This window comes from Saccharopolyspora erythraea (genome assembly GCF_018141105.1).
GTDB lineage: Bacteria > Actinomycetota > Actinomycetes > Mycobacteriales > Pseudonocardiaceae > Saccharopolyspora_D > Saccharopolyspora_D erythraea_A.
Genome location: NZ_CP054839.1, coordinates 5254368 through 5268372 on the forward strand (window position 1 = coordinate 5254368; position 14005 = coordinate 5268372).

Consider the following 14005-nt stretch of genomic DNA (forward strand, 5'->3'; position numbering starts at 1 on the left):
GGGAACTCACCGTCCTGTCGGTGCCTGGCGGGCCGTCGTGATGTCCCCGACCAGGATGTCGAGGACCCGGACCGCTTCGTCGAGCTGTTCGGCCGCGCCGCCGCGCGCTGGTTCACCGGCCAGCACGAGGACCCGGCCGCAGTGCGGCTGGAGCCGTCGCGTGAGGGCGAAGACGAACGCCGCGTCGTCGGACTCCGGAGTGGTCACCGCGGCGGCCTCCCACACCGACACGGCACCGGGCTGCCTGCCCTGCCGCAGCGCGCAGACGAGCAGCACGGCGTGGAAGTCCTCGTCGGCCACCGCGCGCACGAGATCCGAGGTCCGGATACCGAAGTCGTTGAGGCGCACGTCGTGCCGGTGCTCGCGCTCCCGCAGCCGCTCGACCACGGACGCGCCGAATCGGCCACCGGGGACGAACGCGTCACCGACCGCGGCCACCAGCACGGCGCTGCCGTTCCGCTCGTCGTCGATCGGTTCCAGCTCCTCGGGAGCGAAGAAGAACCGGTGTCCGATCTGACTCATCGCGCCGAGGTCGCAGGCGGGGTCACCGTCGAGTGCGACCACGACGTGGATCCGGCCGTCCTCGTACTCCTCCACCCGGTCGACCCGCGCGGTCCGGCCCGACAGCGTCAGATCGACGATGTCGGCGCGTTGCGAGGGCCGCAGCCGGACCCGGCCGCCCCTGCGGAACTCGACGCCCCGGCCCGCGGGCCGCTCCACCGCGCTCATGGCTGCCGTCCCGGTTCCGGCTCGACGTCGTCGAGCAGTGCGTTGACCACCTCGTCCCACCCACCTGCCGCGGAGCGGCTCCTGTGCGCGTACAGCCGCTCGAAGGTGTCCCGGGACAGGCGCAGCCACGCGCTGCCGGGCGATGAGGAGCCGACCACCTCGTGCCACAGCTCGGAGGGCAACACGAACGTCGTGTCGGTCGACCACGAGATCTGCGCGGTGCGCAGCCGCGCGTCCTCGCCTTCGAAGAAGACCGTGCCGTTGAACATGAAGTCGAGCGGGACACCGCCGTCCCGTACCGCGAGGAAGTACTTGGCCACGGCCAGCTCGACGTCCCACGTGCACACCACGGGCACCTCGGTCGCGGTGCTGTCGGTGAACGGCGCGACCACGGTCGTCGCCCGCGCCCACGGCAGCGGACGCATCGTGCGGGCCCACTGGTCGGGAGTGCCGAACAGCTCGGTGAGCATCGCCTGCTCCGCCGGCCGGTAGCGGCGTCTGGGCGCCGCGATCCGGACGGTCGTGGTGAGCGTGATGGAGCGGACCGGCCCGCCGCCGGTCCTGCTCACCCCGATCCGGAACGACAGCGTCGGCACCGCCGCGAAGCGCACCGGTGCCGCGCCGGTCACCTGGAAGGCCAGCTCCGGCGCAGCCTGGCGCCCGTCCGGCACACCGGCTCCGGTCGGGATCTCCCGCTCGCCGGTGGTCACGACGGCGACAGGTTCGGCATGCCCGGCAGGATCGGCCCCTTGCCCCTCGGCCGGATCCCCGTGGAGCGCGCGGCGGTCGAGGTGCCGTCGGGCAGGTGACCGCGCTGCCGCTCGTAGTTGCCCTCGGTGTTGCCCTCCGGCACACCCCGGGTGTGGGAGGGCCCGTCGACCTTCACGTCCGGTCTGCCCACTCTGATCCTGGCCATGTCATTCCTCCCCACCTGCGGGCCCGGCCCGTCTGCCGGCGTCCGGGGACAGCTCGGCGAAGAACCGCCGCACGTGCTCCCAGACCTCGTCGCCGCCGTTGAAGCCCTGCCACCGGGTGCGCAGCACCGCCACCAGCCGGTAGCACTCGTCGAGCGGCAGCAGCCAGTACTCGCGCGCACCGCGGACGCGGTTGGCCAGCAGCGCCTCAACGTCCGGTTCCAGGCCGCCCAGCACCGGGTTGTCCTCGACGACCTCCTGCCACGTGCCGAGCTCCAGCTCGGAGCGCATCGTCCCCATCGGACTCGGGTAGTAGCCGGTGACGCGGTCCGATTCGCCGCTGCGCACGAAGAAGGCCAGGTCCACCGGGATTCCCAGGGCGGCCCAGCCGAGGTCGTCGAGCCGGAAGTCCTCCAGCAGGCGCGGGCGGGTGCGGATCAGCCGGTAGTGGCCGCCGCCCGCGGCGCGTTGGTCGAACAGGACACCGCAGGGCTGGCACGCGCAGGAGATCTCGCCGGTTCCGAGGTCGACGAGGTGGCGGTGGCCTCCGGGCAGCGGTTCGGAGCACAGGTCGCAGCGTTCCTCGGGTGCGGCCTCCGCCGCGGCCGGCTGCCCCCGCGCCATCCGGCGCAGCGGTGAACCTGCGAACGCACGCGTCATCGCTCACGCACCACCCGGAACGCTTCCACCGGCGAACAGCGCCTCCACCGGGATCACCGCCGCCGCCTTCGGCGCCTGCTCCTCCACCACCTCGACGCGGCCGACCTCAGGGGCGGCCTGCGCGACGGCGTCCTCCACGGCCGCGCGCAGACGAGCGGACGTCGAACCGCAGCCGCCCGGTCCGATCCGCACGCGCACCGCCCCGTCGGTGAAGGACAGCAGCTCCACGCCGCCGCCCGCGAAACGCGCCACCTCGGCCAGCACCCGCCGCACCCTGGTCTCGGTGTCCACCGGGTGCAGGTCGTGCACCAGCAGCAGGTGCGAGACCAGCTCGTCTTCGCCCAGCTCGGTGAGCAGCGCGCGGTCGCCGGAGCGCTCGACGCGCTCCACCACCCGCGCGAGGCAGTCGCCGTAGAGGGCGACCAGCGCCCGCACCGCCTCCAGCGCCTGCGCGCCTGCGGCGTCCTGGCGCGCCTCCAGCGCCGACAGCAGCGACTCGACCCGGCCGACGTGCTCCCTGGTCTGCTCATCGTCCCAAGACATGGCGTCCCCGTCCCGTCACGCCGAGCCGCCGAACATCGGCGAATGCGACTTCTGCAGCACCCGGCCACCGCCGAGGTACATGTGGACCCCGCACGGCAGGCACGGGTCGAAGCTGCGCACGGTGCGCATGATGTCGATGCCCTTGAAGTCGTCGGGCCCGTTCTCCTCGAAGATCGGCTGGCCCTGCACCGCGTCCTCGTAGGGCCCTGGCGTGCCGTAGAAGTCGCGCGGGCTGGCGTTCCACGGCGTCGGCGGGTACGGGTGGTAGTTGGCGATCTTGCCGTCGCGGATGACCAGGTGATGCGACAGCACACCGCGCACGGCCTCGTGGAATCCGACGCCGATCGCCTCGTCCGGGACGTCGAAGTCGGCGAACACCCTGGTGTTTCCCGAGCGGACCTCGGCCAGCGCGCGGTCCAGGAAGTACTGCGCCATCCCCGCGGCGTAGGCGACGAAGTACATCCGCGCGCGGTTGCGCTCGATGGTGTTGGGGAACGCCGGCGGCGTCCACTCCAGCTGCATGTCGGGCAGCGACTGGCCGCGCGGCAGGTCGATCTGCACGCTACGTCCGGTGGAACGCACGTAGGGGGTGTTGACCAGCCCGGCCAGCGCCGTGGCCCACAACCGCGCGATCGGCCCGCCGCCGGTGTCCAGCGCGAGGTGGTCGCCGGTGCGCTTGTCGAACCAGCGCGGGCTCATCACCCAGCTGTAGTTGCCGCCGTCGAGGTCGCGCTTCTGCGGCGCGGGCAGCGTGGTCTGGTTCCACGGGTGGCGCTGGTCGACCGGGTTGCCCAGCGGGTCGCGGTCGACGAACGTGTGCTCGCCTGCCCAGTCCTCGTAGTAGGAGCTGCCGAGCAGGATGCGCATCCCGAGGTTGATGTCGACCAGGCTGGTGGTGACCAGCTCGTTGTCCACCACGATGCCGGGCGTGACGAACATCGACCGGCCCCACTCGGTCATGTTGCGGTAGTCGTAGTCGACGACCTCCGGGTCCTGGAAGCAGCCCCAGCAGCCCAGCAGCGTGCGCCGCCTGCCGACCTCCTCGTAGCCGGGCAGCGCCTCGTAGAAGAAGTCGAAGACGTCGTCGTTCATCGCCACGGCGCGCTTGACGAAGTCCAGCACCCGCACCAGCCGGACCTGGTAGTCGGTGAAGACCTGCGGCGTGGCCACCGTGCCCACCCCGCCCGGGTACAGCGTCGACGGGTGTACGTGCCTGCCCTCCATCAGGCAGCACATCTCCCGGGTCACCCGGCTCATCTCCAGCGCCGCCTTGTACATCTCGCCCTCGAAGGGGTTGAACGAGCGCATGATGTCGGCGATGGTGCGGTAGCCGTGGATGTCGCCGCGCGGCGCGGACTTCTGCTCGGCCTGCCGGACGACGCCGGGGTTGGTCTCCGAGACCATCTTCTCGCAGAAGTCGATGAAGACCATGTTGTCCTGGAAGATGGTGTGGTCGAACATGAACTCGGCCGCCTCGCCGAGGTTGATGATCCACTCGCCCAGCGGCGGGGTCTTGACCCCGTAGGCCATGTTCTGCGCGTAGATCGAGCAGACCGCGTGGTTGTCACCGCAGATGCCGCAGATCCGGCTGGTGATGAAGTGCGCGTCGCGCGGGTCCTTGCCCTTCATGAAGACGCTGTAGCCGCGGAAGATCGAGGACGTGCTCTTGCACTCCACGACCTCGTTGTTGGTGAAGTCGACCTTGGTGTAGATGCCCAGGTTCCCGATGATCCGGGTGATCGGGTCGAACTCGACGTCGACGATGTTGCGCTGCTGCGCACCGGCTTTGGTCCGCTGAGTGGCCATGTGTGCGTTCTCCCTCGGGGGCTATCGGTTCGGCCACCGCGGCTGGTAGCCGGTGGTGAGCTCGTGGCCGTTGTGGCGCCACTTCGGTTCCCGGTCGGCGTTGCGGTTGGTGAAGCCGCGCATCATCCGGATGAACGGGCCGTAGGCCCGCAGCAGTCCGGCCGACAGGGTGCCGCCCGGCGGTTCGTCCATGAACGGCATGAACTTGTCCGGGAAGCCCGGCATGGTGCAGGCGATGCAGATGCCGCCGACGTTGGGGCAGCCGCCGATGCCGTCCATCCAGCCGCGCTTGGTGACGTTGCAGTTGACCACCGGGCCCCAGCACCCGACCTTCACCAGGCACTTCGGCGAGTTGTAGTCCCTGGCGAAGTCGGCCTGCTCGTAGTAGGCGGCGCGGTCGCAGCCCTCGTGCACCGTCTTGCCGAACAGCCACGTCGGCCGCAGCTGCTCGTCGAGCGGGATGGTCGGCGCCAGCCCCGCGGCCTGGTGCAGCACCCACAGCAGGGTTTCCATGAAGTTGTCCGGCTGCACGGGGCATCCCGGGACGTTGACGATCGGCAGCCCGCCCGCGGTGCGGAAGTCCGGGCCGAGATAGTCGGCCAGCCCCATGCAGCCGGTCGGGTTGCCCGCCATCGCGTGGATGCCGCCGAAGGTGGCGCAGGTGCCGATGGCCACGACCGCCCACGCCTTCGGCGCCAGGCGGTCGATCCACTGGTTGAGGGTGATCGGCTCGCCGGTGTCCGGGTCGTTGCCCATCGAGGTCCAGTAGCCCCCGGGGTTGATGTTCTCGTTGGGGATGGAACCCTCGACGACGAGGATGAACGGCTCCAGCTCGCCGCGGGCGGCCTGGTGGAAGGCCGCCATGAAGTCCGAGCCGGTCTCGTAGGCCAGCACCTTGTTGTGCAGGTGCACCTTCGGCAGCCCCGGCACCGTGCCGAGCACAACGTCCTCGATGCTGGGCAGCGTCGCGTTGGTCACCGACACCGTGTCGCCGTCACAGCTCATCCCCTCGGAGGTCCACAGGATGTGGACCTCGTCGAAGGCCGTGGGCGTCGAGCTCATCGGCCACCTCCCCCTGGTCGCCTGGCCCCGCCTCCCGTGCGGTGCGGGGACCGCCGAGCTGCGGCGGGTCCGGATTCCCAAGGTAGAGGCGGCGGCTGGGTCCCGCAGCGGGATCTTCCGTCCGTTGTGGACGGCGTGATCGTCCCCTTGCGACAGTCCCGCGGCTCAGCGGCCCGGTTCGAAACCGGGTTCGGTCCGCGGCGCGGCGATCAGCTCGCCGACCAGTTCGCGCACGAGGCCGGCCGCCCGGTCGACGGCTGCTGCGACCGGCGCGGACAGGCCCATCCGCTCCGCGCAGTCCAGTGGCCGGCACCCCACCACCAGTGCTCTGCCGACGCTGCCGCCGAGAGCCCTGAACAGGCCGAACACCGCGTCGGGCGTCATGCCGTGGGCGTCCATCACCGGGGCGGCCGCGCCGGGGGCCGCCGGCTCGACCGCGTCCAGGTCGGCCTCGATGACCTGGACGGTTCCCGGCTCCTCCGGCAGGGGCACCGCGTCGACGAGCACCACGGCGTCGTATCCGTTCATCAGCTCGTACGCGAGGTGGACGCCCCGGACGCCGAAGTCGGCGACCCGCACGCCTTCGGGGTGCTCCTCATCCAGCAGGCGGCCCACGACCTCCACCCCGAAGCCGTCGTCTCCCAGGAACACGTTTCCGATCCCCGCGACGAGGACCCTGCCGCTCATCGCCCCTCCCGCTGCGGGAAGCGCACCGTGCCGTGCAGGCGTTCGAGCACCTCGGGCGGCAGGCCATCGGTGCGTTCGATGAGCTCGGCCGCGCGCGGGTCGGTCTCCCTGACCTCCTGCTTCTCGGCGTCGGTCAGGGTCATGGTGCGCAGCGTGAGGATCTCGTCGATCTCGGTGGCGTCGAACAGGTCCCCGGGGCTCTGCGCCGACACCGCCGGGTGGTCGTAGAGGATGATCGGCGCCGACAGCACGACGTCGTTCGAGCCCGGCTCGCCCACCAGCACCGGCCAGGTGTGCTCGTTGCGGCAGGACTTCGCCGCCGCGCGGGCGCGTTGCGGCGGGTCGAGCAGCGAGAGGAAGCCGCCGTCCTGAATGGCCAGCATGGTGTGGGCCGACACCATGGCGCGGCGGAGCATCTCGTCGCGGCCGTCGCCCGGTCGCGGTGTCCACGGCGTGCGGTTCTCCACTGTGACGGCGACCTTGCGAAGCTCGGGGACGTCCTCGACGCCGCGTACCTCGAGGCGGACGACTCCGGCGAGCGGGCACGTGCGCTCGTCCTCGCCGGTTTCACCGCTTTCGCCGATCTCCCAGGGGAACTCGTGGGTACCGTCGTCGCGGATGCTGGCCGCCACGGGGATCTCACGCACCACGCCCTCGTCCCACGAAGGTGTGGTCGCGTGCCTGCGCAGGTGCAGGAAGCGCACCCGGATGTCGAGCACCGGCTCCGCCGCCGGCTCGACCAGGCATTCGGTCCGCGCGTGGGAGGGCTCGCCCACGCCTGCCGGGTTCGGCGCCAGCACCCCGAACTGCCAGCGCATGCGGTTCTTCAACGCCGAGGCGCGGTACGGGTAGAGCAGGTAGCCCTCGAGCAGGACGGCATCGGCAACGGCACGAGCGTTGTCCAGACCCATGCGTTTCCCCCGGTCGTCGGCCGCAACGGCTTCCGCAGTGTCCGTCCCGCCTCCTGCACCCGCAACCAGGGTGTCGACTGCGCTCGGCCCGGTCTCGCCTACGGGTGACGGAGACGAGACCGGGCCGGAGCCTCACCTCGGTGCGGACAGCGACACTCCCTCCGCGCTCGGGCCAGGCGGAGTCGGCTGCTCGGCCAGAAGCCTGCGCAGGGCGGAAAGCACGTCGGTGCGGTCCGGGTGCGTCAGCACGGCCGCGACATGGGCGTCCGGCCTGATCACCCACACCTCGCTGGTCCCGGCCGACAGTGCCTCCGCGAGCGCGCCGGCGCGGTCGATCGCCGCGAGGTCGAGACAGCGCACCGGGACCTCGATCGCGGTGGCCGCGGCACGCACCTCGGCCTGGTCGACCCCACTGCCCGCCAGGAGCAGCACACCGTCCCGCGCGAGTTCCCGGAACCGGGTCGTGCCCCGGCCCGGGACCGACACCGGCGCGTCCGGCACCAGCACGCCGGGTCCGGGCGGCGGTGTCGTCCCACGTTCCGGGCGGCACGCGGGCAGGCGGTGGGCGCTCGGGGTCGTCAGCGGCGAGCGGGCGTACCAGAACGGCTCGGACAGCCGCCCGGAGTCGACCTCGGCCCACGCCGTGCGGTCGTGCACGGCGCGCTCCAGGATCGCGGTGCGCCGCTGCCGCTCCTGCTCGTCGGCGGGCACCAGGAAACGCATCGTCGTGCCGGTGACCTCCAGGTTCTCCACCGCCGCGGCGTGGCGTTCGTCGTGGTAGCTGTCGAGCAGCCGTTCGCCCGCCCAGCCGTGCACGACGAAGGCGATCTTCCACGCCGCGTTCTCGGCGTCCTGCACCCCGGAGTTGAGGCCCCGCGCGCCGAACGGGGACACCAGGTGCGCGCAGTCGCCGGCCAGCAGGACCCGGCCGACCCGCATGCGGTCCACCAGCCGCGAGTGGAACCGGTACACCGACTTCCACACGATCTCGTACGGGCGGTCGCCGATGATCGCGCGGATCCGCTCGTCCAGCGCCCCGCCCGCCTCTTCCGCGTCGAGGTCGTAGCCTGCCGGGACCTGCCAGTCGATGCGGAAGGTGGAGTCCGGGCAGGGGTGGATCAGCACCTGCCTGCCGGGGTTCCAGGCAGGGTCGAAGTAGAAGCGCCGCTCCCCCGCCCAGTCCGGCAGGCCGGTGCGGATGTCGCAGATCAGGAACCGGTCGTCGAACGACCGCCCGGTCAGTTCGACGCCCAGCATCCGCCGCACGGCATCACCGCGCGCCCCGGCACAGGCCACCGCCCAGCAGCCCTCGACGGTGGCCGTTCCCTCCGGTGTGGCGCAACGAAGGCGGACCCCGGCGCCGTCCTGCTCGATCCCGGTGACCCGGTGGCCCCACCGGACGTCGATGAGCGGTTCGGCCGCGATGCGCTCGTCCAGGATCTCCTCGGTGCGGGCCTGGGAGATGTTGACGAACGGCGGGAAAGCCGGACTGCCCCGTTCCTGGAAGGAGTACCCGAACAGCTCGCGGTCGCGGTAGAAGGTGCGCGCGGTGGTCCAGGTGACACCCTCGTCCGCGATCCGGCGCCCAGCGCCCACCGCGTCCCACACGTCGAGGACGTCGCGCTGCTGGCAGATCGCCTTCGAGCCGACCGGATCGCGCCGCGGGCGCTGGTCCAGCAGCACCACCGGCACCGCCCACCGGGCCAGCAGGAGCGCGGTGGTCTGCCCGACGGGACCGCCGCCCAGCACCAGCACCGGTCGGGACTGACTTGCGTTCATCGAACTCCAATCGGCGGCGGCTCAGCCCTGCAACCGGTCCCAGACCTCGCGGTCGCGCTCGGCGGTCCAGATCACCGGACGCTCCACACCGGACAGTTCGTCCCACAGGCGCGCCACGTCGAAGGGCAGGCAGTGCTCGAAGATCGGCCACCGCCCGTAGGTGCCGGCCAGCGCGGCGTGGCAGGCGTCGAAGGCGCCCTTGAGCGTGCCGCCGCGCTCCCGCTCCGCGCGGACCTCGCGGATCATGACCCGCAGGAAGTGCCTGGTCTGCTCGATCGCGGCACGCACCTGGTCCCGGCCGCGGGCGACCGCGCCCCGCCCGCCGACCAGGGCCTCGGCCTCCAGCGAAGCCACTGCGTCCAATGTGGACGTCGACCAGTCGAGGTGGAAGGCGTCGCCGGTGTAGAGCGCGGCCTCGGCCTCGACCAGGTCACCGGCGAACAGGATGCGCTGCTGCGGCAGCCAGGCGACGAGGTCGCCCTCGGTGTGCCCGCGGCCGCAGTAGCGCAGCTCCAGCTCGCCCCGGTCGCCGCCCAGCGGGATCGTCAGCCGCTCGCTGAACGTCAGACTCGGCCAGGTGAGCCCGGGAATGGACTCCGGTTCCTTGAACAGCCGGGGCATCCGCCCGAACTCCGATTCCCAGTCCTGTTTGCCGCGTTCGGCGATCAGGGCGCGGGTGTTGTCGTGGGCGATGACGACCTCGGCGTCGAAGGCGCTTGCGCCGAGCACCCGCACCGCGTGGTAGTGCGACAGGACCAGGTACTTGACCGGCTTGTCGGTGTGCTCGCGCAGCCTGGCCAGCCACTCCCGGGCCGCGGTGGGCGTGGCCAGGGCCTCGAAGCAGACCAGGAAGTCCTCGCCCTCGACGGCGCCGACGTTCGGATCGCCCTCGGCGGTCAGCGCGTACACGCCGTCGGCCAGCACCTCCAGCGTCTGCTCCTTGTCGGCCAGGTCCCCCGACGACGCGAACGGCTTCGCAGCCATTAAGTCCTCCGCCAGTATCGATCAAAACTTTTACTAGTTTGTTGTGGTGCCGCACACTAGGCCAAGCAAAGCGACAACGGAAGGGCTCCGGCGGGAATTCGCCCAGACCGAGCCGACGGCCCCCGCAGCAATCGACCGCACCACCGCGATACGTGAGCATCCAGCCCGCCCTCGACTCGCCAAGTCCCCAAGATTCCCTCCGAAAAGGTGCATCGAACCGATCGCAGGCCCCGGATCGCCCGACTCGCGGAGTCCGAGTCAGCGCGATCCAGCGCCTTGACCGAGCAAGTGGTCGATCCTCCTTGCGTGCTGTGCGGTGCATCACTATTGTCGCGCATCAATCCAAGGTTTGACTATCTCAGGCGGTTCTCGGGCCTCCTCACCAACTGCGAGGGCTCATGGTTGCTCCATCGCCGGACCGTCCCGCCGGAAAGGACGAGGACGCGGTGCTCGTCATGGCCAAGCGCCGCCGGTCGCTCGCACTCGGCAGCGCGGGCGTGCTGCTCGCCGGGTTCCTCGGCTACGTCGCGCTCACCACGTCCACGACGGTGCTCTCCGGCCGGATCGCCGGCCTCGGCACCGCGTACTGGGCGGGCTTCGCGATCTTCGGCGTCATCCTGGCGGTCGCGCACGGCTACGCGCGGTGGGCGCGGCGGATGGACGCGCTGGTGCGAGCCGGGAAGCAGCGGGGTGAGCGGGAGTGATCCTCAGCGTCTCGATCGTCGCGGGCATCCTCGCGCTCACACTGGCCATCACCTGGGTCGCGGCCAGGCGCAACACCTCGGCCTCGTCGCACTACGTCGCGGAGGGGCAGGTAGGGCCCGTCGGCAACGGGCTGGCCATCGCGGGCGACTACGTCTCGGCGGCCTCGTTCCTCGGCATCAGCGGCGCCATCGCGCTCACCGGGTTCAACGGCTTCTACCTGGCCTCGGCGGTGCCGCTGGCCTACCTGCTGGTGCTGCTGGTCATCGCCGAGCCGTTGCGCAACCTCGGCCGCTTCACCCTCGCCGACGCCGTCGCGGCGCGCTTCCGCGGACGCGGCCTGCGCGGCTGGCTGGCGGTCACCACGATCGTCATCTCCGCGATGTACATGGTGATCCAGTTCGTCGGCGCGGGGCTGCTGGTGCAGGCGCTGCTGGGGGTGGAGTTCAGCGCGGCGGTGCTCGTCCTCGGCGTGCTCATGGTCGTCTACACCACGTTCGGCGGCATGCTGGCCACCACGTGGGTGCAGGTGCTCAAGACCGGTCTGCTGCTCGGCGGCACGGCGACGGTCCTGCTGCTGGTGCTGGCCGAGTACGGGCCGGACCCGCTCGGCGTCGTGCGCGGGCTGCCCGCGTCGGCCGTGGTCGCCGAGCCGCTCGGTCTCATCGGCACCGCCGACACCATCTCGCAGCAGCTCGCACTCGCCCTCGGGGTCATGGGCCTGCCGCACGTGATGGTCCGGTTCCTCACCGTCCGCGACGCCCCTGCCGCGCGGCGCTCCGGTCTGGTCGCGCTGTGGGTGTTCAGCGCGTTCTACCTCGTCCTGCCGTTCCTCGGCTACGGCGCGCTGCGCGCGGTCGGCGCACCCGGCATCGAGGCGGCGCACGAGAAGGGCAACCTCGCGGCCGTGCAGCTCGCCGAGGCGCTCGGAGGCGAAGTCCTGCGCGCGGCCGTCGTCGGCGTCGCGCTCGCCACCATCCTCGCCGTGCTGGCCGGTGTCGCCATCGCCACCTCCGGTGCGTTCGCCCACGACCTCTACACCCACGTCGTCAAGCGCGGTGCCGTGTCTTCGCGCGGTCAGCTGCGGGCGGCGCGGCTTTCGCTGGTCGGCATCGCGCTGGTGGCGATGCTGCTCGCGCTGGCGGCGAAGCACTTCAACCTGGCGTTCCTGGCCAACGTGGCGTTCGCGGTCGCGGCCAGCACGAACATGCCCGTGCTGGTGCTGTCGATCTACTGGCGCGGGTTCAACCGGACCGGGGCGAGCTGGGCGCTGGCCGGCGGCCTGGTGGTCAGCCTCGGCCTGGTCGCGCTGAGCCCGAACGTCCTCGGCCCGACCGGCCTGGTCACCGGCGTGGCACCGCTGTTCCCGCTGACCATCCCCGCGCTGGTGTCGGTGCCCGCGGCGTTCCTGCTCGCCGTCGCGGGTTCGTGGTGGGGACGCGACCGCGGCGACGAGCACGCCACCGCCTTCGACGAGATCGAACGTGCCGCTCTCGTCGGGAGCGAGCGATGACCCCCGAGCCGAGGAGCGCGATGACCGATCCCGTGCAGCTCAACCGCCGGAGCCTGCTCGCCGCGACGGCGGCGCTGGGCGCCTGCTGGTCCACGGCGGCCGCCACGCCGCGCGAGGTCGGCGGCGCGACCGTAGTCCGCGACCTCTGGGGGACGCCGCACGTCTACGCCGATACGCGGAGAAGCCTGTTCCACGGCTACGGCCACAGCGTCGCCGAGGACCGGCTGTTCCAGCTCGACATGGCGCGGCGCTCGTTCACCGGCCGGGTGGCCGAGGTGCTCGGTGCCGCCTACCTCGACCACGACCGAGCGGTGCGCACCGACACCGACGCCGTTTCCGTTCGCGCGCAGTACGACCGGCTGCCGCGGCACGACCGCGACGTGGTCGACGGCTACGCCGAGGGCGTCAACGCGCGCATCCGGGAAGTCCTCGCCGACCGGGAGCGGCTGCTACCGCGGCAGTACTCGGAACTCGGGTTCGAACCGGCCGAGTGGACCGGGCTCGACGTGGTGATGATCTTCGTGGGCACCATGGCGGTGCGGTTCTCGGCCACCACCAACCAGGTCGAGAACCTGGCGACGCTGCGCGAGCTCGTCGAGCACTTCGGCCCGGAGCGCGGGCGCCGGCTGTTCGACCAGCTCGTGTGGCGCGACGACCCCACCGCGCCGACGACGGTGCCCGCCGGTCCCGCACCGGGCGGGGTCCCACGCGTGTTGCCGAAGTTCTGGTCGCGGCAGTCGGCGATACCCGTGCTAGACGGTTGATTCCGTGAAGATCATGTGAAGTGCGGCCGGTTCGCAGACATGGGAGGAGGGTGTTCAAGATCAATGTGTGAGCAAAGAACTGAACACCCTCCTGACCGCACTCTACGTGCTGATCGACGATCACGTGGTCCCGCGCCGCACCGGCCGTGGCCGAGAGCCCTTGCTGTCCGACAGCGAGCTACTCACCCTGGCGGTGGCCCAAATCTTGCAGGGATACCACTGCGAGCGCCGGTGGATCCGCCACGTCCACAGCAGCCCGGCGTGGCGGGCACTGTTTCCGTACCTGCCGAAGCAGCCGGGCTACCACAAGCGACTCAAAGCCGCGGAATCGTTGCTGTACAGCTGGCCGAATGCTGCCCGTCCTGGTTCGACGACATGTGGATCGCCGACGCCACCCCGGTGCCCTGCGGTATGTCGCGAGAAACGGTCAAGCGATCGGAGTTGGCCGGACACGCCGGCTACGGCTACTGCGCCGCCCATTCCCGGTTCTACTGGGGTCTCAAGCTCTACCTGGTCTGTTCCGGCGACGGTATGCCGATCATGTGGTGTCTGGCCCACCCCAAGCTCGGCGAACGCGAGGTGCTGGCCGCGCTGCTGGACCACAACCACCACCTGATCCACCAAGGTCAGATCCTGCTCGCCGACAAGGGCTTATCCGGCCGGACGTTCAAACAACTCACCGACGCGATGGGGCTACGGCTGCTGCGCCCCGACCGCAAGGACGAGACCTACCGCAACGGCAACCTCGGCGGAGTACGCCAGTGGATCGAGTCGGTCAACCAGACCCTCAAAGGCCAGCTCGACCTCGAACAGCACGGTGCCCGCACCCCGGCTGGGGTCTTCACCCGAGTCGCACAGCGCTTGCTGGCCCTGGCCACAAGCATCTGGCACAACTGGACCACCGGCGCCACCAGCAAGCGATCACTGATCGCCTACGACCACTAACACCAA

General features: G+C 71.0%; 14 protein-coding genes and 1 pseudogene. 4 read left to right on the top strand and 11 right to left on the bottom strand.

The window, feature by feature from the left end:
• Positions 1-6 precede the first annotated feature (6 nt).
• From HUO13_RS23595 to HUO13_RS23645, 11 genes are all read right to left on the bottom strand, one after another.
• Positions 7-729: a hypothetical protein gene (locus HUO13_RS23595; protein WP_211897264.1), complete on the bottom strand. Its 723-nt coding sequence runs from the start codon at positions 727-729 to the stop codon at positions 7-9.
• Entirely contained in the window at positions 726-1439 is a 714-nt protein-coding gene (locus HUO13_RS23600; RefSeq protein ID WP_211897265.1) for a DUF6084 family protein, read from the bottom strand. The genes HUO13_RS23595 and HUO13_RS23600 overlap by 4 nt, the downstream gene beginning before the upstream one ends.
• On the bottom strand, positions 1436-1645 hold the full coding sequence (locus tag HUO13_RS23605; protein WP_211897266.1) for a hypothetical protein: 210 nt from the start codon (positions 1643-1645) through the stop codon (positions 1436-1438). The genes HUO13_RS23600 and HUO13_RS23605 overlap by 4 nt, the downstream gene beginning before the upstream one ends.
• Before the next feature lies 1 nt (position 1646).
• A complete protein-coding gene (locus HUO13_RS23610; RefSeq protein WP_211897267.1) occupies positions 1647-2303 on the bottom strand; it encodes a DUF5947 family protein in 657 nt (218 codons plus the stop codon).
• 3 nt (positions 2304-2306) lie between these two features.
• Positions 2307-2846 carry a NifU family protein gene (locus tag HUO13_RS23615; protein WP_211897268.1) on the bottom strand — a complete coding sequence of 180 codons (540 nt, stop codon included), beginning with the start codon at positions 2844-2846 and terminating at the stop codon, positions 2307-2309.
• A gap of 15 nt (positions 2847-2861) precedes the next feature.
• Positions 2862-4652, bottom strand: a complete 1791-nt coding sequence (locus tag HUO13_RS23620; RefSeq protein ID WP_211897269.1) for a nickel-dependent hydrogenase large subunit — start codon at positions 4650-4652, stop codon at positions 2862-2864.
• 21 nt (positions 4653-4673) lie between these two features.
• Positions 4674-5714 carry a hydrogenase expression protein HypE gene (locus HUO13_RS23625; RefSeq protein WP_211897270.1) on the bottom strand — a complete coding sequence of 347 codons (1041 nt, stop codon included), beginning with the start codon at positions 5712-5714 and terminating at the stop codon, positions 4674-4676.
• Between the two features lie 165 nt (positions 5715-5879).
• On the bottom strand, positions 5880-6401 hold the full coding sequence (locus tag HUO13_RS23630; RefSeq protein ID WP_211897271.1) for a hydrogenase maturation protease: 522 nt from the start codon (positions 6399-6401) through the stop codon (positions 5880-5882).
• Positions 6398-7312: a hypothetical protein gene (locus HUO13_RS23635; protein WP_211897272.1), complete on the bottom strand. Its 915-nt coding sequence runs from the start codon at positions 7310-7312 to the stop codon at positions 6398-6400. Before HUO13_RS23635 ends, HUO13_RS23630 begins: the two co-directional genes overlap by 4 nt.
• 132 nt (positions 7313-7444) lie before the next feature.
• Complete coding sequence (locus HUO13_RS23640; RefSeq protein ID WP_211897273.1) at positions 7445-9091, bottom strand: FAD-dependent monooxygenase; 1647 nt, start codon at positions 9089-9091, stop codon at positions 7445-7447.
• Positions 9092-9112: 21 nt separating this feature from the next.
• Positions 9113-10075: an MBL fold metallo-hydrolase gene (locus tag HUO13_RS23645; protein ID WP_211897274.1), complete on the bottom strand. Its 963-nt coding sequence runs from the start codon at positions 10073-10075 to the stop codon at positions 9113-9115.
• Between the two features lie 398 nt (positions 10076-10473).
• On the opposite strand from HUO13_RS23645, the gene HUO13_RS23650 reads away from it, so the two are divergent.
• The 4 genes and pseudogenes from HUO13_RS23650 to HUO13_RS23665 all read left to right on the top strand — a co-directional run bounded on the left by HUO13_RS23650 (position 10474) and on the right by HUO13_RS23665 (position 13999).
• Positions 10474-10779 carry a DUF485 domain-containing protein gene (locus HUO13_RS23650; protein ID WP_249123985.1) on the top strand — a complete coding sequence of 102 codons (306 nt, stop codon included), beginning with the start codon at positions 10474-10476 and terminating at the stop codon, positions 10777-10779.
• Positions 10776-12290 (top strand): solute symporter family protein, encoded by a 1515-nt coding sequence (locus tag HUO13_RS23655; protein ID WP_211897275.1) that lies wholly within the window; start codon positions 10776-10778, stop codon positions 12288-12290. Before HUO13_RS23650 ends, HUO13_RS23655 begins: the two co-directional genes overlap by 4 nt.
• A gap of 20 nt (positions 12291-12310) precedes the next feature.
• Positions 12311-13054, top strand: coding sequence for a penicillin acylase family protein (locus tag HUO13_RS23660; protein ID WP_211897276.1), 744 nt, complete (start codon positions 12311-12313; stop codon positions 13052-13054).
• A 67-nt stretch (positions 13055-13121) separates the two neighbouring features.
• A pseudogene (locus HUO13_RS23665) lies at positions 13122-13999 on the top strand (IS982 family transposase).
• Positions 14000-14005 lie beyond the last annotated feature (6 nt).